Source organism: Streptomyces sp. NRRL S-1022 (assembly GCF_000720135.1).
GTDB lineage: Bacteria > Actinomycetota > Actinomycetes > Streptomycetales > Streptomycetaceae > Streptomyces.
Genome location: NZ_JOIU01000040.1, coordinates 1 through 22,833, shown reverse-complemented (window position 1 = coordinate 22,833; position 22,833 = coordinate 1). Strand labels below are relative to the sequence as shown.

Sequence of the window (22,833 nt, the reverse complement as noted above, 5' to 3'; positions counted from 1 at the left end):
GTGGAGGGGGCGGCGGCGTCAGCCCTTGGTGCTGCCCGCGCTGATCCCGGCGATGATGTGCCGCTGGAAGACGAGGAACAGCGCCACCATCGGGATGCTGGCGATCACCATCGCGGCGATGAGCACGGTGAGCTGGATGTTCTGCGACAGCTGGACCAGGGCCACGCTGATCGGCTGCCGGCCGGTGTCGGAGAAGACCATCAGCGGCCACAGGAAGTCCTGCCAGACGGCGACCAGCGCGAAGATGGAGACCACGCCGAGGACCGGCCGGGACATGGGCAGGACGACGGACCACAGGATCCGCAGCGGGCCGGCGCCGTCGATCGCGGCGGCCTGAAGGACATCGCGGGGCAGCTGGTCGAAGAACCGTTTGAGCAGGTAGAGGTTGAAGGCGTTGGCGGCGGCAGGCAGCCAGACGGCGAGGGGGTCGTCGAGCAGGCTGGTGTGGATCAGCGGCAGGTCGGCGACGGTGAGGTACTTGGGGACGACCAGGGCCTGTGCCGGGACCATGAGGGTGGCGAGGATGCCGCCGAGGACGGCCTTGCCGAAGGCGGGCTTCAGCCGGGACAGGGAGTAGGCGGCGGCCGTGCAGAGCACGAGTTGGCAGGCCCAGGCGCCGGCGGCCTGGACGACCGTGTTCCCGAGGTGCCGCGGGAGCTCCATCAGGTTCCACGCGTCGGTGTAGCCGGTGAGGTGCCAGTGCTCGGGCAGCAGTGTGGGCGGGGTCCGGGTCACCTCGTCCGGGGACTTCAGGGCGCCGGTCACCATCCAGTAGACGGGGAAGAGGAAGGCGAGCGTGAAGAGGACGACGACGGCCGTGAACACCGTCCAGTAGAGGGCCTTTCCGCGCGGGCGGGCGAGGGTGGCCGGGGAGACGAGGGTGCGGGTGCCGGTGGTCATGCGTCCCCCTCGGAGCGGGTGAGCCGCAGGTAGGCGGCGGAGAAGGCGCCGAGCAGCAGCAGGAGCATGACGCTCAGGGCGCAGGCGCCGCCGAAGTCGTTGTAGAGGAAGGCGTACTTGTAGATGAGGTACAGGACGGTGACCGTGGCGTTCTCGGGTCCGCCGCCGGTGATGACGAACGGTTCGGTGAACACCTGCATGGTGGCGATGATCTGAAGGAGCATCAGCATGAGGAGCACGAAACGGGTCTGCGGGACGGTGATGTGCCGGACGCGCTGGAGGAGGTTCGCGCCGTCGAGTTCGGCCGCCTCGTACAGCTCGCCGGGGATGGACTGCAGGGCGGCGAGGTAGATGAGGACGGTGCCGCCCATGTTGGCCCAGGTGGCCACGATCACGAGGGAGACGAGGGCGGTGCCGGTGCCGTTGGACCAGTTCGAGGTGGGCAGGTGCAGCAGGCGCAGCGTCTCGTTGGCGAGGCCGGTCCCGGGGTCGTAGAACCACTTCCACAGCAGGGCGCTGACCACCGGCGGGATCATCACCGGCAGGTAGACCACGATCCGGAAGAAGGCCTTGGCGTGCCGTAGTTCGTTGAGGACGAGGGCGAGGAGGAAGGGGACGGCGAAGCCGAGGAGGAGGGCCAGCAGGGTGAAGGTGAGGGTGTTGCGCCAGGCGGCCGTGAACTCGGGGTCGTGCAGGACGCGGGTGAAGTTGGCGGTACCGGCCCAGGCGGGCGGGGAGCCCGGTGTGTAGGTCTGGAAGGCGATGACGACGGCGCGGATCGCCGGGTACCAGGAGAACAGGGCGAAGCAGAGCAGTCCGCCGAGGAGGAAGGCGTAGGCCCGGAGCTGGTCGGTCAGGCGGCGGCGCCGGCGGGTGTCCGCCGGGGGCGGTGTCGGGGCCGGCGGGACGGCGGTGTGCGCCACGGGGTGCCGTTCGGCCGGGTGCGCCGTCTTCGTCATGGCGGTCAGCTCCGGGCCAGGATGCTGTCGATCTTGTCGGACGCGTCCTTGAGGAGCTGGTCGATGTCGGCGTCCTTGCGGGTGAGGACGGCGGAGACGGCGGCGTCGAGGACGGAGTAGATCTGCTGGGCGTGCGGCGGTTCCGTCTTCAGCCGGAGTGTGCGGCTGCCGTCGAGGAACGCCTGGTAGTTGCGCACCGGGACGTTGGCGTTGGCCTCCTTGATGCGCTGGTCGGCGGCGTCGGCGGCGCCGGTGAACAGGCGCGGCTCGGGCAGGCCGACGGGGGCGCCGTTCTTCCTGGCGCGCGCGTAGTCGCCGAGGAAGCCCTTGCCGGGGGCGAGGAACATGTGGTCGAGCCACTTGAGGGCGGCGCGGATCTGGGCGGGTGTGGCCTTCTTGCTGACCATGTAGCCGTCGCCGCCGATGAGGGTGCCCTTGCCGCCGGGCATGGGGGCGAGGGCGAGGTCCTGGTAGTTGCCGCCCTTCTCCTTGACCAGGATCGGGATGTTGTCGGGGGCGGCGAGGTACATGCCGAGTCTGCCGGAGCCCATCATCTGCTGGACGTCGTTGATGACGAGGAGCTGCTTGCTGCCCATCGAGTCGTCGGTCCACCGCATGTCGTGCAGGGTGCGCAGGACGGCGTGGCCTTCGGGGGTGTCGATGGTGGCCTTGGTTCCGTCGGCGGTGACGACGTCGCCGCCCTGGGAGTACAGCTCGGCGGTGAAGTGCCAGCCGCCCTGGTTCTGGGCGCTGTAGTCGGCGTAGCCGACGGTGCCGTCGCCGAGGGCGGCGATCCGCCTGGCGTCGGCGCGGACCTCGTCCCAGGTCGCCGGGGGCTTGTCGGGATCCAGGCCGGCCTTGCGGAAGAGGGCCCGGTTGTAGAGCAGCCCCATGGAGTATCCGGTACGCGGTATCCCGTATACCTTCCCGTCCACGGTGTAGATGTCCCGCAGCTGTTTCTGGATGCTGTCGTAGCTCTTCAGTTCGGTGAGGTACGGGGTGAGGTCGGCGGCCTGGCGGACGTCGACCACGTGCCGGGCGTCGGTGAAGTAGGTGTAGAACACGTCCTCCATCTGGCCGCCGGCGAGTTTGGCGTCGAAGGTCTTCGGGTCCTGGCAGGGGAAGGCGTCGTGGGCGACGACGTCGATGTCCGGGTGGTCCTCCTCGAAGGCGGCGATGTCCTCCTCGAAGAAGCGGCGGTCGGCCTTGGCGCTCCTGGGCGGCTCGCAGTTGACGGTGATGCGGGTCTTGCCGCCCGCCGAGCCGTCGTCGCCGGAGCCGCAGGCGGTGGCGGCGAGGGCGAGCGAGGAACAGACGCCGATCGCGACGGCGGTACGGCGGAACCCGGTGCTGGTCATCGGTGGACCCCTCGTGGCACTCGTGGCAGGTGCGGTGGGCGCCGCACACTCAAGCACCACGGACAGTGGTCCGCAAGATGTCGCGCAGAGTCTGTAATTATTCGACAGCGAGCTGGATCTTCTGGGGTTCAGTCGCGCGGGGCTTGCGCGGTGGAACCGCGCACCACCAGTTCCGGTTCGAACAGCAGCTCCTCGGCGGGTACGGCACTCCCCCCGATCTGCGCGTGCAGCAGTTCCACGGCCGCGCGTCCCATGGCCTCGATGGGCTGGCGGACGGTGGTCAGCGGGGGCTCGGTGCAGTTCATGAACGCCGAGTCGTCGTAGCCGACGACGGAGATCCGGTCCGGGACGGCGTACCCCTTGCGGCGGGCCGCCCGGACGGCGCCGAGCGCCAGCGGGTCGGAGGCGCAGATGATGCCGGTGATCCCCCGGTCGATCAGCCGGGAGGCGGCGGCGTGACCGCCTTCGAGGGAGAACATGGCCCGCGCGACGGACTCCTCCGGCAGATCGCCGGCGACGGCCCGGGCGGCGGCCAGTTTGCGCGCCGAGGGGACGTGGTCGCGGGGGCCGAGGACGAGGCCGATGCGTTCGTGGCCGAGGGAGGCCAGGTGCCGCCAGGCCTGCTCGACGGCGACGGCGTCGTCGCAGGACACGGCCGGGAAGCCGAGGTCGTCGATGGCCGCGTTGACCAGCACGACGGGGATGTTGCGCTCGGCCAGCAGCCGGTAGTGGCCGTGCGGCGCGTCGGCCTGGGCGTACAGGCCGCCGGCGAACACGACGCCGGAGACCTGCTGCTGGAGGAGCAGTTCGACGTAGTCCGCCTCGGACACCCCGCCCTTGGTCTGGGTGCACAGCACCGGGGTCAGTCCGAGCTGCGCGAGGGCGCCGCCGATGACCTCGGCGAAGGCGGGGAAGATGGGGTTCTGCAGCTCGGGCAGGACGAGGCCGACGAGCCGGGCGCGTTCGCCGCGCAGCTGGGTGGGGCGCTCGTAGCCGAGGACGTCGAGGGCCGTGAGCACCGCCTGCCGGGTGGCGTCGGAGACTCCGGGCTTGCCGTTGAGCACCCGGCTGACCGTGGCCTCGCTGACCCCGACCTTTTTCGCCACTTCCGCAAGTCGTCGCGTCATGCCCGCAAGGTTAACGCAAGTCACGCAAACGGCTTGCGTTGGGCGACACGGCCGAGAAGAGGCCGGCCCGGCGCCGCCGGCGACCTGAACGCCGACGGTGCCGGGTCAGTTCCCGGGGGACGGGACGACCGTCAGGTGGGAGGCGGCGCCGCGCGGGCGGCGCGGGCGGCGGACCGGCGCGACGGCCCGGCGGGGGTCGCGCAGGATCATCGTCAGGCGCCGGTAGCCGAGGTCCAGCAGCGGCTGCGGCGACTCCTCGACGATGCGGCACTCGGTGCGCCCGCGGCGCGGGTCCGGGTGGTGCAGGAGGCGCACCGCGCCGTCGAGGCGGGTGGCGGCCTCGCCGACGGCGCGGATCCAGTGCGGCAGGCCCTGCCGGTAGGCGGCCTCCATGATCGGGTCCTGGGCGATCTCCCGGCGCACCGCCTGCAGTTCGTGGTCGTGGCCGTGGGTCTCCAGGGCGGAGCGGACCTGGGCCAGCATGGGCAGGCACCAGCCGGGTTCGTGCTCGCCGAGGACCTCGCCCGCGTCGGGGTGGAACAGCACGAAACGCAGGAAGTTCTCCCCTGGCATGGCCGTCGGGTGGGGGCGCACGCCGCAGAAAAGTGTCTCGAACGCGCTGTTGGCCATGACCACGTTCCAGTGGCGGTCGACGACCAGCGACGGGCAGGCCAGGTATTCCAGCAGCGCTCCGTAGTCCTGAAGGTACGCCTGGGTCTCGCAGGTCTCGGGGACGGGCCGCGGTGCCGGCCGCTGCCCTCCTGCCTGATGTGCCATCGGGAGGTCACCCCTCTTGCCTCTGCGGCCTTTCTCGCGGCGATGCGATCCTGCTGCCCCGGCGAGAGCCGTGTCAACTATCGTGGCATTTCATGCCGGTTGACGGCTGAAATTCGCCACAGTTGTGGCGACACCTGGATGTGAGTTCGAGACACCGGCTACTCTCCGGGAAGTTCACGGCGATCGCTCGTGAGAAGCACGGACGCATCTGAAGCCCTCTAGAGACGTAGGAGTTCTGTCGGTGACGGATGGCTACGAGGATCCGGGCGCCTCGGCGACCGCCCAGCTGCCGGCCGTCGTCGCCCGCGTCACCGCGCTCGCCGACCGCCTCGGTGTGCCGCACGCCGAGGTCTTCGACGTCGGGCGGCTCTCCATCGCCTGCGGGGTGCCGGAGCCGGTGGTCAGGGCCCTGCTGAGCGGCCGTCCCGCGGGTGAGCCGGACGTCCAGGCCCGTTTCCTGCAGCGCCTGGACCTGCTGCGCCGCACCCGGCTGAAGCCGGGCGGACGCCGCTACACCCAGCAGGAGATCGCCGACGGCGCCGGGATGTCCCGGCAGCAGGCCGGCGCCCTCATCAACGGCGACCGGCGGCCCACCATGGAGCACTGCGACGCGCTGCAGCGCTTCTTCCGGGTGCACGCCGGCTTCCTCACCGCGGAGGATCCCGAGGCGCTGGCGGGTGCGCTGCAGCGCACCGAGCAGGAACTGCTGCAGAAGCTCGCCGACCGGGAGCGGGCCGCCGCCGCGGCCACGGAGGATCCGCTGGAGCGGCTGCTGCAGGACCACGGCGTGCGCGGAATCGCCTGGCGGGCCGCGCAGTTGCCCACCGACCAGCACCGGGACAAGGTCGCCGAGTGGCTCGACATGCTCCTGGAGAGCGTCAAGCGGCCCGAGTCGTGAGCCGGGGGAGGACTGTGGGCATCGGCAGGGACATGCGCCGGCTGTGCAACGAGCTGGTGGGCGGGCTGGACCTGCCCGCGCCCGCGCCGCCGGACGAGCTGTACCGGGCGCTGTGCGCGGCGATGAGCCGGCGCCGCGGCCGTCCGGTGCACTTCCGTACGGCCGCCTTCCCGCCCGGCACGGCCAGCGGGCTGTGGCTGGACCTGACCGACCGGGACGTCGTGGTGGTGGAGGAACGCACCGCTCCCGACCACCAGTTGGTGATCCTCGGTCATGAGCTGTGGCACATGCAGGCCGACCACTGCGGGCTGCATGTGGAGGGGGTCGGCGCGGCGACGCGGCTGCTGCGCGGCGACGACACCGACCAGGTGGCGTTGCAGGCGGCGGTGCAGCGGGTCGCGGCCCGGACCCGTTTCGACCTCGCGGAGGAGCGGGACGCCGAGACCTTCGGTCTGCTGCTGGGCAGCAAGTGCCGCACGTGGCTTGCGGGTTCGGCGCTGCGGGTGCCGGTGCACCGGGACGGCGTGGCGGGCCGCATCGAGGCGTCGCTGGGGTACCCGGGCCAGCACGGCTGACCGGGACCGCCCGGCCCGGGGGTGTCCGCCGCGCCGCCGTGCGCCGGAGCGGCACCGTCCCGCTGCCGGCAGGTGCGCCGGCAGTGAACCGTTTCTTCCGCGTCCGGCCGCTGGTCCGGGGCGGTTCGGCCTCGGCTAAGCGGGCTAACCGGCGCGGAGCCGGACGGCGTTGTCAGTGGTGGGCGGCAAGCTGGGGGGTGCGCCGCAGAGCGCGTGACCGTGACGCCTACTCGGGGAGAGCCGACCGATGCCCACCGCCGTACTGACCGACCGTGAGCGTACCGCCGTCCAGGCCTACCTGCGGCTGCTGCATACGGTGCGCGCAGCCTTCGACGGGCCGCCGGACGCGGACCGGCCCGCCGTCGTCCCGCCCGCCGTGCTCGCCGAGGCGGAGCAGGCGCTGGCCCGGGCGGGGCTGACGGGCAACGAGGAGGCGTTCTTCCGGCTCCTGCGCGAGTGGTGCCCGCCGCCGGCCTGAGCACCGGGAGCCGTCGGGCCGGTTCCGTGCCACCGCCGCCGCTGTCACGTCGACGTCACCGGGACGGCACCGCGACGGCGGCGGCCGTCCCGGCGGCGGGACGCGCCCACCAGGAGCCGCACCGGCACGGGGGCACGGGAACCGTCGGCGCGGGGGCACCAGGAGCCGCACCGGTGCGGGGGCCGGGCACGGCGGGGCGTCAGGGCCGCCGCGCCGGTACGGCCGTGGGGGTCAGGGCCGTGGCGGGCCGGCCGCGGGGGTCAGGGCCGCGGCGGCTCGGCCCCGGCGTGCGGTATGACCACGGACGTGGCCACCACGCCCTCCCGCACGGCCCACCGGCCCTCGAAGACCTGGAGCCGCCGGCCGCCGACGAGGGGGCCGGGGACCAGGAGTACGGCGCGCAGGGTGCCGTACGGTGCGCCGTCGGCGTCCGGCTGCACGGTGATGTCGGCCTCGGAGAAGTCCAGCCACATACGGGTGAGCGGGAACCACGCCTTGTAGACGGACTCCTTGGCGCTGAACAGGAGGCGGTCCCAGTGCACGGTGGGCCACCGCGCGGCCAGCCCGTCGAGCCGGGTGGCCTCGGCGGGCAGGAAGACGGAGGCGCCGACACCCTCCGGGAGCGGCCCGTGGGGTTCGGCGTCGATGCCGAGGGAGGCCAGGTCGGTGGCGCGGACCAGGGCGGCGGCGCAGTAGCCGTCGCAGTGGGTCATGCTGCCGGCCAGCCCGTCCGGCCAGCGCGGGGCGCCGCGTTCACCGGTCAGGACAGGCTGCGGCGGCACGCCGAGCTTCTCCATGGCGCGCCGGGCGCAGCCGCGCACGGCGGCGAACTCGCGCCGCCGCTTGGCCACCGAGCGGGCCACGAGCGGTTCCTCGGCCGGGTAGAGCGGGGCGTCCCACAGCGGGTCGTCAGCCCGTGCCTCCACGGCCACGACCGACTCCGGGAGCAGCTCCTCGATCACCTGCGTCGACCTCCATCGGCAGGACACGGCGCAGCCTTCCCGGCGGGTCCGGGCGCTTGCGCCACTCGCGGGGATAGCCGACGGAGACCTCCAGGAAGCGGACTCCGTCGTGCCAGGTGGTGCGGGGGATGTGCAGATGGCCGTAGACCATGGTGGCGACGCGGAAGCGGCGGTGCCAGTCGGCGGTCAGCGTGGTGCCGCACCACATGGCGAACTCGGGGTGCCAGAGCACCTCGGTGGGGTGCCGGTGCAGCGGCCAGTGGCCGGCCAGCACGGTCGGCAGGTCCGCGGGCAGCTCGGCGAGCCTGCGCTCGGTCTCGGCGACCCGGGCCCGGCACCACGCCTCGCGGCTCGGGTAGGGGTCGGGATGCAGCAGGAACTCGTCGTTGCAGATGATGCCGGTGCTCTCGGCGTAGGCCAGGCCCTCCGCCTTGGTGGTGCTGCCGGCCGGGAGGTACGAGTAGTCGTACAGCAGGAAGAGGGGGGCGACGGCGACCGGGCCGCCGGCGCCGTGCCACACCGGGTAGGGGTCCTCGGGCGTGACGACGCCCAGTTCCCGGCAGACCTCGACCAGGTGGTCGTAGCGGGCGGCGCCGCGCAGGGTGACCGGGTCGCTCGGATGGGTCCACAGCTCGTGGTTGCCCGGTGCCCACAGCACCTTGCGGAAGCGGCCGGCGAGGGTGCCGAGGGCCCAGCGGATGTCGGCGACGGTCTCCGCGACGTCACCGACGACGATCAGCCAGTCCTCGTCGCTGTGCGGACGCATCTCCTCGACCAGGGCGCGGTTGTCCGGATAGCTGATGTGCAGGTCGCTGATGGCCAGCAGCTGTCCGGCCCCGGCCGTCGACTCCACCTGCGCGCCCCTTCCGATCATCCGATGACACAACAAGAACACATCGACCGGTCCCTGGACAAGAGCAACCTGTCCGCGTGTCAGCTTCCCGCCGGGCCGGTGCCGCGCGTCGACGAAGGGGCCGCGTCCCCCGGAATCCGTGATCCCCGCGTTGCATGAGGGGGCCTTCGAAAGCCGTATGATCACCCCGACACCAGGGCCCTCAACTCCCCTTTTTCACGGGGCCATTCGGTGACCCTTCCTCCCCCCTGCCCGGGCACGGGCCCGCTCCGCCCTGCCCGCACGCCCCCCGAAAGGCGGCCTGCATGCTCTCTCGCGTACGCGTCTGGCTCAACCGCACGTACGCGGAGAACGTGTTCTTCATGGATCAGCTGCGGAGAAATCCCGGCGGCCGCGCGGTGGAGATCCACGCCACGCACGGCGACCCGGACTCCCCCGTGCTGGCCGCCGCCGACACCGCCGGCTTGGAGCCGGAGGGCCTGTCGCCGGCCGCGTACGCCGAGTACGCCCTCGACCAGTGCGTCCGGCGCGGCATCGACGTGTTCGTGCCCCGGCTGCACCAGGCCGCGATCGTGGCGCACCGCGCCGAGTTCGCGGCGGCGGGTACGGCCCTGCTAGCGCCGACGCCCGAGGCGATCGCCGTCTTCGAGGACAAGGCGACCGCGTACGAGGCGGTGCGCTCCGTGGGCGTTCCGGTGCCGCCGTGGCACCGGGTCCGAAACGCGGACGAACTCGTTTCCGCCGTCGAGGAGTTGGAGGCGTCCGGGTACCGGCCCTGCTTCAAGCCGGCCTCCGGCGCGGGCGGGGCCGGCTTCCGGATGGTCACCCGGGCGCCCTTCTCGCTGGCGCACCTGAACGGTTTCCCGGGCCCGTACGTCCAGCTGGACCTGGTCGTGGACGCGCTGCGGCGGGCCGAGGAGCCCGTGGACTGGCTGGTGATGCCCCGTCTGGAGCAGCCCGAGGTGTCCGTCGACTGCCTGACCGGGCCGGACAACCGGGTGCGGCTCGCGGTGGGACGCACCAAGAACGGCCGCCGCCGGGGCTTCACCCTGGACGAGCGGTGGCTGGCGCCGGCCCGGCTGATCGCGGAGGGCTTCGGGCTGCACCACCTGTCCAACATCCAGTTCCGGATGCTCGGCGACCGTCCGGTGCTGCTGGACGTCAACACGAGGCCCGCCGGAGGCCTGCACCAGCTGTCGCTCTGCGGGGTGAACGCGCCGTGGGCGGCGGTACGGCTGGCGCTGGGCGAGGACCCCGGCACGATCGAGCCGCCGTTCCTCGGTGAGGACTACACCGTGGTGTCGGGGCCGCGCCCGCTGGTGCCCGCGGCGCTCCCGCGGCAGCGGGCGGAGTCCGGGGTGCTGCTGCCCGCCGTGCCGGCGCCGGTACGGGCCGCCACGGCGGGTGAGGTCCTGCCGCTCTAGGCCACCGGCCGGCCGCGGGCCCGCCCCGGCCCGCCGCCCGGGCCCCTGCCCCTACTCCTGTCCCCGCCTCCACCCCTGCCCCTGTTCCTGCCCCTGCCCGTGCCCGTGCCTCACGGCCGGCTTCACCGGCCGACCGTCGCCGGAAGCTCGGCGCGGGGCCGCCCGGCGGAGCGGCCCCGCGCGGCTACGCCAGGTACGCCAGGCCCGGATGGACCTCGGTGTAGCGCTCGACCAGCCTGCGGGCCACGGTGACCGAGTCGACGAGCGGGTGCAGCGCGAAGGCCTTCACGGCGGTCGCCCGGGACCCCGACTCGGCGGCGGCGAGCACCTCGCGCTCGACGGCCTTGACCGAGCACACCAGGCCGGTGGCGTGCCCGGGCAGCGGGCCGGCGGCGAGCGGGTGGGCACCGTTCGCGTCGACCAGGCACGGGACCTCGATCACCGCGTCGGCGTCGAGGACCGGGAGGGTGGAGCGGTTGCGGACGTTGAGGATCAGGGTGGCGCGCTCGTCCCGGGCGATGGCCCGCATCAGGGCCAGGGCGACCTGCTCGTACCCGCCGGACAGGTCCTCGGCCTCGCGTTCGCCCGCGCCGGCGCTCTCCCGGTTCTCGGCCATGTACGTCGCCTCGCGCTCGGCGCGGGTGCGGTCCCAGGCGCGCAGGGCGGAGACGCCGGGGCCGGCCGCCTCCGCGTAGAAGCGGGCCTGCTGGTCCCGCAGGAAGGCGCCGCGGGTCTTCCCGGCCTCCTGGTAGGCGCGGACGGTCTCCCGGTTGAAGTAGTAGTAGTGCAGGTACTCGTTGGGCACCGCGCCGAGCGAGCGCAGCCAGTCGGCGCCGAACAGCCGGCCCTCCTCGAAGGAGCCGAGCAGCGCGGGATCGCCCAGCAGGCGCGGCAGTTCGTCGCGCCCGGCGACCCGCAGGGCGCGCACCCAGCCGAGGTGGTTGAGGCCGACGTAGTCGACGAAGGCCTCCTTCGGGTCGGCGCCGAGGACGCGGGCGATACGGCGGCCCAGGCCGACCGGGGAGTCGCAGATGCCGATGACGCGGTCGCCGAGGTGACGGGACATGGCCTCGGTGACCAGGCCGGCCGGGTTGGTGAAGTTGATGACCCAGGCGTCCGGGGCGAGGCGGCCCACGCGGCGGGCGATGTCGACGGCGACGGGGACCGTGCGCAGACCGTAGGCGATCCCGCCCGCGCCGACGGTCTCCTGGCCCAGCACGCCTTCCGCGAGCGCGACCCGTTCGTCGTCCGCCCGGCCCTCCAGGCCGCCGACGCGGATCGCGGAGAAGACGAAGTCGGCGCCCCGCAGGGCCTCGTCCAGATCGGTGGTGGCGGTCACCGCCGGGGCGTCGGGGACACCGGCGGACTGTTCCGCCAGTACACGGGTTACCGCATACAGTCGGCGGTCGTCCGGATCCTGCAGAACGACTTCCGTGACCCGCCCCGCGGCACGGTCGGTCAGCAGCGCGCCGTACACAAGGGGAACCCGGAACCCCCCGCCACCCAGAATCGTCAGCTTCACACCCACACCTTCCTTCCGCGCCTGCACCCTTCTAGCAGACCGCAGACCTCCGTCCCACGAGGAGCACCGGCACGACACCGGCCGGCAGCCCGCGCGGCCCGCGCGCGACCCGCCGGCGCCATCTGCCCGGATACAGGCGACCGGATACGGACGACCGAATGCAGGCCACTGGATACGGACGACCGCATAAGGAAGACCGCATACGGGCGACCACATACGGGCGGACGACCCCATACGGTCGACTTCACCCGATGAACTCCCCCGCCCCGCAAGGACTTTCTCTGTTTCAAGTCTTGACGGTCTCGGGCCCGGAGAGCACATTGGCGGCACCTGAGAGCGCTCTCAAGCACTCATGGGAGCGCTCTCACACCCCCGCACACTCCCCGTACCCGAAAGGCCCCCCATGAGCACAACCTCCGGCACACCCAGACCCCGCCCCCTGCGGCGCGCGCTGGTCGCCGTCGCCGCCGCACTCGGCCTGGCCGCGGCCGTCGCCACCGCCGCCACCGCGCCCGCCAGCGCCTCCGCGCCCACCCCGCCGTCCGGCTGGACGCAGGTCTTCGTGGACGACTTCAACGGCGCGGCCGGCTCCGGCGTCAACACCGCCGACTGGCGGTACGACACCGGGACGTCCTACCCGGGCGGCGCCGCCAACTGGGGCACCGGCGAGGTCGAGACGATGACGTCGAGCACGGACAACGTCGCGCTGGACGGCAACGGCAACCTGCTCATCACCCCGCGCCGCGACGCCTCGGGCCACTGGACCTCGGGCCGGATCGAGACCAACCGCACCGACTTCCAGCCCCCGGCCGGCGGGAAGCTGCGGGTGCAGGCCCGGATCCAGCTGCCCGCCGTCACCGGTGCGGCCGCCAAGGGCTACTGGCCGGCGTTCTGGATGCTCGGCGCGCCGTTCCGCGGCAACTACTGGAACTGGCCGGGCATCGGCGAGCTGGACGTCATGGAGAACGTCCAGGGCCTGAACACCGACTGGGCCACGATGCACTGCGGCACCAACCCGGGCGGCCCGTGCAACGAGACCACCGGCATCGGCAACTCCACCTCCTGCACCGGCACCACCTGTCAGGGCGGCTTCCACACCTACGCGATGGAGTGGGACCGCTCGACCAGCCCCGAGGAGATCCGCTTCTACCTCGACGGCGTCGGCTTCCACACCGTGCGGGCGAACCAGGTCGACGCGGCCACCTGGGCCAACGCCACCAACCACGGCTACTTCCTCATCCTGAACGTCGCGATGGGCGGCGGCTTCCCCGACGCGTTCGGCGGCGGCCCGGACGCCGGCACGGAGCCCGGACACCCGTTGACCGTCGACTACGTGCAGGTCCTGCAGTCCTCCGGCGGCACCACCACTCCCCCGCCGACCGGCAACCGGAACGCCTACAGCGCCATCCAGGCGGAGTCCTACGACAGCCAGTCCGGTGTCGTCCCGGAGGCCACCACGGACACCGGCGGCGGCCAGGACATCGGCTCCCTCGCGAACGGCGACTGGGCGCTGTACAAGGGCGTCGACTTCGGTTCCTCGGCGGCCAGGCAGTTCTACGCGCGGGTGGCGAGCGGTGCCGCGGGCGGGGTCAGCGGGCTGGTCGAGGTGCGCCTGGACAGCCGTGCCAACGCGCCCGTCGGCAGCTTCGCCGTCGGGAACACCGGGGGCTGGCAGTCCTGGCGGACGGTCCCGGCCAACATCGGCGCGGTGACCGGCACGCACGACGTCTACCTCACCTTCACCAGCGGCCAGCCGGCCGACTTCGTGAACGTGAACTGGTTCGACTTCGGGCACTGACCGGCGACCGGGCGGCGGCGCCGGGGAGTTGACCTTCACGCATACGTCAACCCTTAGCGTCGCCGCCATGACGTCCACACCGACCCCTGCCCCTGCCCGCACCGGACTTGAGGCCCGCCTCGCCGCCCGCCCGCACGGGCTGCCCGCCCCCGGCGACATGGAGATCGCCGAGGTGGCCGTACCGGATCCGGCGCCCGGCCAGGTCCTCGTCCGCAACCTGTTCCTCTCCCTCGACCCGGGCATGCTGCTGCTGATGGCGGAAGAGGCCCGGTTGCCGCTGCCGCGCTACGAGATCGGCGCGCCGATGCACGGGGACGCGGTCGGTGAGGTCCTTCTCTCCGCGCATCCCTCGCTCTCGCCGGGGGACCTGGTGGTGCACCGGCTCGGCTGGCGGGAGTACGCGGTGGCCGGGGCGGAGGCGTTCCGGCGGGTCGACCGGGACGCCTACCCGAGCCCGTCCCTGCACCTCGGCTTCGGGCTCGTCGCCTACGTGGGCCTGCTGGAGGTGGCCCGACTGAGGCCCGGCGACACGGTGTTCGTCTCCAGCGCGGCCGGCGCGATCGGCTCCCTGGCCGGGCAGATCGCCCGGCTGTCGGGGGCCCGGCGGGTGATCGGCAGCGCCGGCTCGGCGGCGAAGACGGCGCATCTGACCGGACGGCTCGGCTTCGACGCGGCCTTCGACCACCACGACGGCCCGGTCCTGGACCGGCTCCGCGAGGCCGCGCCCGACGGCATCGACGTCTACTTCGACAACGTCGGCGGCGAGCAGCTGCGGGCCGCGATCGAGGTGATGAACCCGCACGGCCGGATCGCCCTGTGCGGAGCGCTGCACCGGCAGTCCACGGGCCGGCCCGATCCCGGGCCCGGGGACACCATGCGGATCATCGCCAAGCGGCTGACCCTGCGCGGCTTCACGATCCGCGAACACCTCGACCGGGCAGCGGAGTTCGGGGAGCGGTTCCGCGGCTGGCTGCGGGACGGCTCGATCGTGTACGACGAGACGGTGGTCGACGGCCTGCGCAGCGCCCCGGCCGCGCTGACCGACCTGGTGCGCGGCCGGTACACCGGGAAGACCGTGGTCCGCCTGGGTGTTGAGGGCGACCGTGATGCTGATCGGTGAACTCGCCTCCGCGACGGGCACGACGACCCGTACCCTGCGCTACTACGAGGAGGAGGGCCTGCTGGAGTGCCGGCGGACCGCGGCCGGGTACCGGGTGTACGGGCCGGAGGCCGTCGTCCGGGTCCGCAACGTGCGGGACCTGCTCGTGTCCGGGTTCACGGTGGAGAACGTCAAGTCCTTCGTCCGGTACCTCGACAGCGACCTGCCGGAGGTGTTCGCGTACGCCGAGTCCTGCGCGGGCCACTACGAGGTGGGCGCGCGCCGGGTGGCCGAACTGGGGGAGCGGATCGAGGCGCTGACCCGGATGCGGGACACGCTGGTGCGCCGGATGCCGTGGCTGGCCGACGGGCCGGCGGGACCGGCCGGTGCGGTCTAGCGCAGTTCCGCCCGGAAGGCCACCGGCGTGTGGCCGGTGTGCAGGTGGAAGAACTTGGAGAAGTTCGCCGCGTCGGGGAAGCCGACGGCCGCCCCGACGCGGCCGATGGGCAGATCGGTGTGGGCGAGGAGGCGTTTGGCCTCCAGGACGACACGCTTGTCGATGAAGCCCTTGGGGGTCTCGCCGGTGGCCGCGCGGACGGCGCGGACCAGGGTGCGGCGGGAGTACCCGAGGGCGTCGGCGTAGGCGCTGACGCTGTGGTTGGTGGCGAAGCCCTGCTCGACGGCGTCCCGGAAGCGGGTGAAGGTGCTGTCGGCGGCCGGCTCGGAGGTCTCGGCCGAGCTGGCGGCGAGATGGGCCAGGCGCAGCAGACAGGCGGTCAGGGTGTGCCGCAGGACGGCCGTGTGCAGGCTGAGCGGGAGTGTGGCGGTGTCCTCGTACTCGCGGCGCAGCTGGTCGAGGGCCGACCTGAGTGCGGTGAGCTGGGCCGGGGCGGGGTGCAGCAGCGGTGGCAGGTCGTAGCGGTACAGGCCGGTGGCCTCGACGGTGGCGCGGGGCAGGAAGCCGGGCTGCATGGTCAGCACGGTTCCGCGGTACACGGATCCGCGGGAGAACCGGTGGACCTGTCCGGGGCGGATCCACAGCAGGTCGCCGGCGTCGGCCTCGTACTCGGCGAAGTCGATCATGTGTCGTACGGGGCCGTCGGTGAAGAGCATGACCACGTGGAAGTCGATGCGGTGGACACGGTGCAGGGGGGCGTCGGCGTGCCAGCGGCGCTCGGTGCCCATGGGTCCGATCTGCATGCCCACGCCGCCGACGGCCAGTTCGGCCGGGAAGGGGAAGGTTCTGATCCCGTCACCCTCGGCTTCGTCTCTTATGGCTGCCATGTCCTTTTCGTGCCGTCCCTGTTCCGCGATCACTGTCCCAGATTCACCACAGGCTGACACACCCCGACCTTTCTTCGAAAAAGTCAGACTTTTAAGTTTGAACGCGTCCGGCTGGCCACTGCGCACTGAACGAGGATTTCTTGAAGATGAGGACACAGACTTCCGACGGCTTCGAGTGGACCGACCTGGACCGGCGTGCCGTGGACACGGCCCGGATTCTGGCGGCCGACGCGGTGCAGAAGGTGGGCAATGGACACCCGGGCACCGCGATGAGCCTGGCCCCCGCCGCGTACACGATCTTTCAGAAGGTGATGCGACACGACCCGGCCGATCCCGAGTGGGCCGGCCGTGACCGGTTCGTCCTCTCCCCCGGCCACACCTCGCTGACCCTCTACACGCAGCTGTACCTCGCCGGGTACGAGCTGGAGCTGGACGACCTGAAGGCGTTCCGCACCCACGGCTCGAAGACGCCGGGCCACCCCGAGTACGGGCACACCGCCGGCGTGGAGACCACCACCGGCCCGCTCGGCCAGGGCGTCGCCAACGCCGTGGGCATGGCGATGGCCGCCCGCTACGAACGCGGCCTGTTCGACCCCGCCGCCCCCGCGGGCACCTCCCCGTTCGACCACACGATCTGGGCGATCGTCTCCGACGGCGACCTGGAGGAGGGCGTCTCCGCCGAGGCCTCCTCCCTCGCCGGCCACCAGAAGCTCGGCAACCTGGTCTTCCTCTACGACGACAACCACATCTCCATCGAGGGCGACACCGCGACCGCGTTCTCCGAGGACGTGCTGGGCCGGTACGAGGCCTACGGCTGGCACGTCCAGCGCGTCGAGCCCACCGCCGAGGGCGACATCGACGCCCCCGCCCTGTACCGGGCGCTGAAGGCGGCCCAGGCCGAGACCGGGCGGCCGTCGATCATCGCGATGCGCACGATCATCGCCTGGCCTGCCCCGAACGCCCGGAACACCGAGGCCTCCCACGGCTCCGCGCTCGGCGAGGAGGAGATCGCCGCCACCAAGCGCCTGCTCGGCTTCGACCCGGAGCGGACCTTCGAGGTCGCCGACGAGGTCCTGGAGCACACCCGGCGGGCCCTGGACCGGGGCGCCGAGGCGCACGCCGCCTGGGACAAGCGGATCGCCGAGTGGCGCGCCGCCCAGCCGGAGCGGGCCGAGCTGTTCGACCGCGTGAGCAAGGGCGAGCTGCCCGCGGGCTGGGAGCAAGGCATCCCGGTCTTCGAGGAGGGCAAGTCGGTCGCCACCCGCGCCGCCTCGGGCAAGGTCCTCCAGGCACTCGGCCCGGTGCTGCCCGAGCTGTGGGGCGGCTCCGCCGACCTGGCCGGCTCGAACAACACCACCATCGACAAGACCAGCTCCTTCCTGCCGGCGGGCAACCCGCTGCCGGAGGCCGACCCGTACGGCCGTACCGTGCACTTCGGGATCCGCGAGTTCTCCATGGCCGCGGAGATGAACGGCATCGCCCTGCACGGCAACACCCGCGTCTACGGCGGCACCTTCCTCGTCTTCTCCGACTACATGCGCAACGCCGTGCGGATGTCGGCGCTGATGCAGCTGCCGGTGACGTACGTGTGGACGCACGACTCCATCGGCCTCGGCGAGGACGGCCCCACCCACCAGCCGGTCGAGCACCTGGCCTCGCTGCGCGCCATCCCCGGTCTGAACGTCGTCCGCCCGGCGGACGCCAACGAGACCGCGATCGCCTGGGCCGAGATCCTGAAGAGGCACGCCACGCACCCCGCCCCGCACGGGCTCGCGCTCACCCGCCAGGGCGTGCCGGTGTACGCGCCGAACGAGGACGCGGCCAAGGGCGGCTACGTCCTGCGCGAGTCCTCGACCGAGGTCCCGGAGGTGATCATCATCGCGACGGGTTCCGAGGTGCAGCTGGCCGTGGCCGCGCGGGAGCGGCTGGAGGCCGAGGGGACCGGCACCCGGGTGGTGTCCATGCCGTCCGTGGAGTGGTTCGAGGAGCAGCCGCGCGCCTACCGCGAGCGGGTGCTGCCGCCGGCCGTGAAGGCCCGGGTCGCCGTCGAGGCCGGGATCGGTCTGACCTGGTACCGGTTCGTGGGCGACGCGGGACGCATCGTCTCGCTGGAGCACTTCGGTGCCTCCGCGGACGCCGGGACCCTCTTCGCCGAGTTCGGCTTCACCCCCGAGAACGTCGCCGCGGCGGCCCGCGAGTCGCTCGCCGCCGCGCGCGCCTGACACCGACGTCCCCACCGACGCGAAAGAAAGATGATCACAGTGACCGAAGCAATCGCGACCCCGGGAGCCCTCAAGCGCCTCGCCGACGAGGGCGTGTCGATCTGGCTGGACGACCTGTCCCGCAAGCGGATCACCTCGGGCGGCCTCGCCGAGCTGGTGGCGAGCGGCAGCGCCGTCGGTGTCACCACCAACCCGTCCATCTTCCAGGCCGCCATCGGCTCCGGAGAGGGCTACGAGGAGCAGCTGGCCGACCTCGCGGTGCGCGGGGTGACGGTCGAGGAGGCGGTGCGGATGATGACGACCGCCGACGTGCGGGCTGCCGCCGACATACTGGATCCCGTATACACCGCCACCGATGGCCGCGACGGCCGGGTCTCCATCGAGGTCGACCCCCGGCTGGCCCACCACACCGAGGCGACGGTCGCCGAGGCCAAGCAGCTGGCCTGGCTGGTCGACCGCCCCAATGTGATGATCAAGATCCCGGCGACCGAGGCGGGCCTGCCGGCCATCACCGAGGTCATCGGCCTCGGCATCAGCGTCAACGTGACCCTGATCTTCTCCCTGGAGCGCTACCGCGCGGTCATGGACGCCTACCTGGCCGGTCTGGAGAAGGCCCGTGAGCGGGGCATCGACCTGTCCACGATCCACTCGGTGGCGTCCTTCTTCGTCTCCCGCGTGGACTCCGAGATCGACAAGCGGCTGACCGCCCTCGGCACGGGCGAGGCACTCGCCCTCAAGGGCCGCGCGGCCCTCGCCAACGCCCGGCTGGCCTACGAGGCGTACGAGGAGGTCTTCGCCTCCGGCCGCTGGCTGGCGCTCGCCGGCGACCGGGCGAACAAGCAGCGTCCGCTGTGGGCGTCCACCGGGGTGAAGGATCCCGCGTACAAGGACACCCTGTACGTGGACGAACTGGTCGCACCGGGCACCGTCAACACGATGCCCGAGGCCACGCTGAACGCGGTCGCCGACCACGGCGAGATCACCGGTGACACGGTGACCGGCGGCTATGCGCAGGCCCGCGCGGACCTGGCCGCCCTCGAACGGCTCGGCATCGGCTACGACGAGGTCGTCCGGCAGCTGGAGGACGAGGGTGTCGCCAAGTTCGAGGTGGCCTGGCAGGACCTCCTGGACGCCGTGGCGACGTCCCTGAAGAGCAAGGGAGTTGACGCCCGATGACCGACAACGCACCCGACCGGGAGTCCGCACCGCAGACGGTCCGGGTGCCGGTGGCCCCGGCCGCCGGCTGGGAGAACCCGCTGCGGGACGCCCGCGACCGCCGGCTCCCCCGGATCGCCGGTCCCTCGGGCCTGGTCATCTTCGGAGTCACCGGTGACCTGTCCCGCAAGAAGCTGATGCCGGCCGTCTACGACCTGGCCAACCGCGGTCTGCTGCCGCCGGGCTTCTCCCTGGTCGGGTTCGCCCGGCGGGACTGGGAGGACCAGGACTTCGCGCAGGTCGTGCACGACGCGGTGCGCGAGCACTCCCGCACCCCGTTCCGCGAGGAGGTGTGGCAGCAGCTCGCCGAGGGCATGCGGTTCATCCCCGGCGACTTCGACGACGACACCGCGTTCAAGCAGCTCAAGGACGCCGTCGACGAGCTGGACGCCTCCCGCGGCACCGGCGGCAACTTCGCCTTCTACCTCTCGGTGCCGCCGAAGTTCTTCCCGAAGGTCGTGCAGCAGCTGAAGAAGCACGGCCTGGCCGCCCCGCCGCAGGGCTCCTGGCGCCGCGCGGTCATCGAGAAGCCGTTCGGCCACGACCTGGCCAGCGCCATCGCACTGAACAAGATCGTGCACGAGGTGTTCGAGCCGGACCAGGTGTTCCGCATCGACCACTACCTCGGCAAGGAGACCGTCCAGAACATCCTGGCGCTGCGCTTCGCCAACCAGATGTACGAACCGATCTGGAACCGGTCGTACGTCGACCACGTGCAGATCACCATGGCCGAGGACATCGGCATCGGCGGCCGGGCCGGCTACTACGACGGCATCGGCGCCGCCCGCGACGTCATCCAGAACCACCTGCTCCAGCTCATGGCGCTCACCGCCATGGAGGAGCCGATCGCGTTCGACGCGGAGGCACTGCTCACCGAGAAGCTGAAGGTGCTCAAGTCGGTGCGCCTGCCGGAGGACCTGGGCCGGCACACCGTGCGCGGCCAGTACGCCGCCGGCTGGCAGGGCGGCGAGAAGGTCGTCGGCTACCTGGAGGAGGACGGCATCGACCCCAGGTCGAAGACCGACACCTTCGCCGCGATCAAGCTGGGCATCGACAACCGCCGCTGGGCGGGCGTCCCCTTCTACCTGCGCACCGGCAAGCGGCTGGGCCGCCGGGTCACCGAGATCGCGGTGGTCTTCAAGCGGGCCCCGCACTCCCCGTTCGACTCCACCGCCACCGAGGAGCTCGGCCAGAACGCGATCGTCGTCCGCGTCCAGCCGGACGAGGGCATGACCGTGCGGTTCGGCTCGAAGGTGCCGGGCACCTCGATGGAGATCCGGGACGTGTCGATGGACTTCGCCTACGGCGAGTCGTTCACCGAGTCGAGCCCGGAGGCGTACGAGCGGCTCATCCTGGACGTACTGCTCGGCGACGCCAACCTGTTCCCCCGCCACCAGGAAGTGGAAGAGTCCTGGAAGATCCTCGACCCCATCGAGGAGTACTGGGCGGCGCACGGCAGGCCGGCCCAGTACGCGTCGGGCAGCTGGGGACCGAGGGAAGCCGACGAGATGCTCGCACGAGACGGACGGAGCTGGCGCAGGCCATGAAGATCGACCTGACCGACACCACGGCAAGCAAGATCAACAAGGCGTTGGTGCAGGGCCGCCGCGCCATCGGCACGCCCGCGGTGGGCATGGTCCTGACGATGGTCATCGTCACGGACGAGGAGAACGCCTACGACTCGCTGAAGGCGGCCGGGGATGCCTCGCACGAGCACCCCTCGCGCACCCTGGTCGTCATCCGGCGCCAGGCCCGCACCCTGCGCGACCGCACCCACTCCCGGCTCGACGCCGAGGTCCGGGTCGGCTCCGAGGCGGGCACCGGCGAGACGGTCGTGCTGCGCACCTACGGCGAGGTGTCCGACCACGCCGACTCGGTGGTGCTGCCGCTGCTGCTGCCGGACGCCCCGGTGGTCGTGTGGTGGCCCGGGGACGCCCCCGAGGCCCCCGCCGAGGACCCGCTGGGCGCCCTCGCCCAGCGCCGGATCACCGACCTGTACGCCGTCGAGCGGCCGCTGGAGGTGCTGAACGCCCGGGCCCGCACCTACGCGCCCGGCGACACCGACCTCGCCTGGACCCGGCTGACCCTGTGGCGGTCGATGCTGGCCGCGGCCCTGGACCAGGCCCGGGTGAAGGTGGCCTCGGCGGCCGTCGAGGCCGAGACCGACAACCCCAGCGCCGAGCTGCTCGCCCGCTGGCTCCAGGCCCGTCTGGGCGTCCCGGTGGAGCGGGTGCAGAGCCCCGGCCCGTTCGTGACGGCCGTCCGCCTCTCCACCCCGAACGGCGACATCGTCGTCGACCGCCCCGAGGGCCCGCTGGCCACGCTGACCCTGCCGGGCCAGCCGCCGCGCACCCTCGCGCTGAAGGTCCGCCCCACCTCCGAACTGATCGCCGAGGAGCTGCGCCGCCTCGACGCCGACGAGATGTACGCCATCGCCCTGCAGGGCGAGGCCGCCAAGGAGAACGCCTGACATGGCCAAGTCCCCGAAGCTCACCCACCGTCCCGAGTGGACCGCGCTCGCCGGCCACCGCGCCCAGGGCCGGCCGCAGCTGCGCGAGCTGTTCGCGTCGGACCCCGGCCGCGCCGAACGGTACGTCGTGCGGGTCGGCGACCTGCACATCGACTACAGCAAGCACCTGATCACCGACGAGACCCTGGCCCTGCTGCGGGAACTCGCCGCCGCCACCGGCGTGTTCACGCTGCGTGACGCCATGTTCCGCGGGGAGCGGATCAACCTCACCGAGGACCGGGCCGTGCTGCACACCGCGCTGCGTGCCCCGCGGGACGCAGTGGTCGAGGTCGACGGCGAGAACGTGGTGCCGAAGGTGCACGCCGTGCTCGCCAAGATGGCCGGCTTCGCCGAGCGGGTCCGCTCCGGCGAGTGGACCGGCCACACCGGCCGGCGCATCAGGAACGTCGTCAACATCGGCATCGGCGGCTCCGACCTCGGCCCCGCGATGGCCTACGAGGCGCTGCGCCCGTTCACCGCACGGGAGTTGACGTTCCGGTTCGTGTCGAACGTGGACGGCGCCGACCTGCACGAGGCGATCCGCGACCTGGACCCGGCTCAGACGCTGTTCATCGTGGCGTCCAAGAGCTGCTGGGCATCTGGTACGGCAACTTCCACGACGCCCAGACCCACGCGGTGCTGCCGTACAGCCACTACCTCTCCAAGTTCACCGCCTACCTCCAGCAGCTCGACATGGAGTCCAACGGCAAGTCGGTGCAGCGCGACGGCACCCCGGTGGAGTGGCAGACCGGCCCGGTCGTCTGGGGCACCCCGGGCACCAACGGGCAGCACGCCTACTACCAGTTGATCCACCAGGGCACCAAGCTGATCCCGGCCGACTTCATCGGCTTCGCCGAGCCGGTCGGCGAGCTG

General features: G+C 72.2%; 20 protein-coding genes and 1 pseudogene. 12 read left to right on the top strand and 9 right to left on the bottom strand.

All coding sequences use genetic code 11. The features are described 5' to 3' along the window. Positions 1-18: 18 nt before the first annotated feature. The 5 genes from IG05_RS0137910 to IG05_RS0137890 all read right to left on the bottom strand — a co-directional run bounded on the left by IG05_RS0137910 (position 19) and on the right by IG05_RS0137890 (position 5,121). Entirely contained in the window at positions 19-900 is an 882-nt protein-coding gene (locus IG05_RS0137910) for a carbohydrate ABC transporter permease (protein WP_030348665.1), read from the bottom strand. Beyond that, positions 897-1,859, bottom strand: coding sequence for a carbohydrate ABC transporter permease (locus tag IG05_RS0137905; RefSeq protein ID WP_030348664.1), 963 nt, complete (start codon positions 1,857-1,859; stop codon positions 897-899). Before IG05_RS0137905 ends, IG05_RS0137910 begins: the two co-directional genes overlap by 4 nt. Positions 1,860-1,864: 5 nt before the next feature. Then, positions 1,865-3,217: an ABC transporter substrate-binding protein gene (locus IG05_RS0137900; protein WP_030348663.1), complete on the bottom strand. Its 1,353-nt coding sequence runs from the start codon at positions 3,215-3,217 to the stop codon at positions 1,865-1,867. A gap of 128 nt (positions 3,218-3,345) precedes the next feature. Further along, positions 3,346-4,344 carry a LacI family DNA-binding transcriptional regulator gene (locus IG05_RS0137895; protein ID WP_199808457.1) on the bottom strand — a complete coding sequence of 333 codons (999 nt, stop codon included), beginning with the start codon at positions 4,342-4,344 and terminating at the stop codon, positions 3,346-3,348. Positions 4,345-4,449: 105 nt separating this feature from the next. Continuing rightward, entirely contained in the window at positions 4,450-5,121 is a 672-nt protein-coding gene (locus tag IG05_RS0137890; RefSeq protein WP_030348661.1) for a hypothetical protein, read from the bottom strand. 241 nt (positions 5,122-5,362) lie between these two features. On the opposite strand from IG05_RS0137890, the gene IG05_RS0137885 reads away from it, so the two are divergent. From IG05_RS0137885 to IG05_RS0137875, 3 genes are all read left to right on the top strand, one after another. After that, positions 5,363-6,019, top strand: a complete 657-nt coding sequence (locus tag IG05_RS0137885; protein WP_030348660.1) for a helix-turn-helix domain-containing protein — start codon at positions 5,363-5,365, stop codon at positions 6,017-6,019. Positions 6,020-6,033: 14 nt separating this feature from the next. After that, the gene (locus IG05_RS0137880; RefSeq protein ID WP_030348659.1) at positions 6,034-6,594 is read left to right on the top strand and encodes a hypothetical protein; all 561 of its coding nucleotides are present in this window, start codon (positions 6,034-6,036) and stop codon (positions 6,592-6,594) included. A gap of 247 nt (positions 6,595-6,841) precedes the next feature. Further along, a complete protein-coding gene (locus IG05_RS0137875; RefSeq protein WP_030348658.1) occupies positions 6,842-7,072 on the top strand; it encodes a hypothetical protein in 231 nt (76 codons plus the stop codon). 260 nt (positions 7,073-7,332) lie between these two features. On the opposite strand, the gene IG05_RS0137870 is transcribed toward IG05_RS0137875, so the two are convergent. Both IG05_RS0137870 and IG05_RS0137865 read right to left on the bottom strand, forming a co-directional pair. Beyond that, positions 7,333-8,034 carry a 4'-phosphopantetheinyl transferase family protein gene (locus IG05_RS0137870; RefSeq protein ID WP_030348657.1) on the bottom strand — a complete coding sequence of 234 codons (702 nt, stop codon included), beginning with the start codon at positions 8,032-8,034 and terminating at the stop codon, positions 7,333-7,335. Then, positions 7,982-8,887: a metallophosphoesterase family protein gene (locus IG05_RS0137865; RefSeq protein WP_030348656.1), complete on the bottom strand. Its 906-nt coding sequence runs from the start codon at positions 8,885-8,887 to the stop codon at positions 7,982-7,984. The genes IG05_RS0137870 and IG05_RS0137865 overlap by 53 nt, the downstream gene beginning before the upstream one ends. Positions 8,888-9,192: 305 nt before the next feature. On the opposite strand from IG05_RS0137865, the gene IG05_RS0137860 reads away from it, so the two are divergent. Next, the gene (locus IG05_RS0137860; RefSeq protein WP_030348655.1) at positions 9,193-10,311 is read left to right on the top strand and encodes an ATP-grasp domain-containing protein; all 1,119 of its coding nucleotides are present in this window, start codon (positions 9,193-9,195) and stop codon (positions 10,309-10,311) included. Positions 10,312-10,495: 184 nt separating this feature from the next. Here IG05_RS0137860 and IG05_RS0137855 read toward each other — a convergent pair whose 3' ends face one another. Then, positions 10,496-11,833: a 6-phospho-beta-glucosidase gene (locus IG05_RS0137855; protein WP_030348654.1), complete on the bottom strand. Its 1,338-nt coding sequence runs from the start codon at positions 11,831-11,833 to the stop codon at positions 10,496-10,498. Positions 11,834-12,236: 403 nt separating this feature from the next. Between IG05_RS0137855 and IG05_RS0137850 the strand changes: the two genes are divergently transcribed. The 3 genes from IG05_RS0137850 (at position 12,237) to IG05_RS0137840 (ending at position 15,127) form a co-directional block, all read left to right on the top strand. Then, positions 12,237-13,631, top strand: coding sequence for a glycoside hydrolase family 16 protein (locus tag IG05_RS0137850; protein ID WP_030348653.1), 1,395 nt, complete (start codon positions 12,237-12,239; stop codon positions 13,629-13,631). 67 nt (positions 13,632-13,698) lie between these two features. Continuing rightward, positions 13,699-14,751, top strand: a complete 1,053-nt coding sequence (locus IG05_RS0137845; protein ID WP_030348652.1) for an NADP-dependent oxidoreductase — start codon at positions 13,699-13,701, stop codon at positions 14,749-14,751. Beyond that, positions 14,738-15,127: a MerR family transcriptional regulator gene (locus IG05_RS0137840; protein WP_030348651.1), complete on the top strand. Its 390-nt coding sequence runs from the start codon at positions 14,738-14,740 to the stop codon at positions 15,125-15,127. The genes IG05_RS0137845 and IG05_RS0137840 overlap by 14 nt, the downstream gene beginning before the upstream one ends. On the opposite strand, the gene IG05_RS0137835 is transcribed toward IG05_RS0137840, so the two are convergent. Then, positions 15,124-16,014 (bottom strand): helix-turn-helix domain-containing protein, encoded by an 891-nt coding sequence (locus IG05_RS0137835; protein WP_030348650.1) that lies wholly within the window; start codon positions 16,012-16,014, stop codon positions 15,124-15,126. The genes IG05_RS0137840 and IG05_RS0137835 overlap by 4 nt on opposite strands. A 146-nt stretch (positions 16,015-16,160) precedes the next feature. Between IG05_RS0137835 and tkt the strand changes: the two genes are divergently transcribed. From tkt to IG05_RS46100, 5 genes and pseudogenes are all read left to right on the top strand, one after another. Beyond that, on the top strand, positions 16,161-18,236 hold the full coding sequence (gene tkt / locus IG05_RS0137830) for a transketolase (RefSeq protein WP_030348649.1): 2,076 nt from the start codon (positions 16,161-16,163) through the stop codon (positions 18,234-18,236). Positions 18,237-18,266: 30 nt separating this feature from the next. Next, complete coding sequence (gene tal / locus IG05_RS0137825; protein ID WP_030348648.1) at positions 18,267-19,412, top strand: transaldolase; 1,146 nt, start codon at positions 18,267-18,269, stop codon at positions 19,410-19,412. Beyond that, positions 19,409-20,998, top strand: a complete 1,590-nt coding sequence (gene zwf / locus IG05_RS0137820; RefSeq protein ID WP_030348647.1) for a glucose-6-phosphate dehydrogenase — start codon at positions 19,409-19,411, stop codon at positions 20,996-20,998. The genes tal and zwf overlap by 4 nt, the downstream gene beginning before the upstream one ends. Next, positions 20,995-21,921, top strand: a complete 927-nt coding sequence (opcA, locus tag IG05_RS0137815) for a glucose-6-phosphate dehydrogenase assembly protein OpcA (protein ID WP_030348646.1) — start codon at positions 20,995-20,997, stop codon at positions 21,919-21,921. Before zwf ends, opcA begins: the two co-directional genes overlap by 4 nt. A gap of 1 nt (position 21,922) precedes the next feature. Next, positions 21,923-22,833: pseudogene (locus IG05_RS46100) on the top strand (hypothetical protein); the annotation flags it as partial.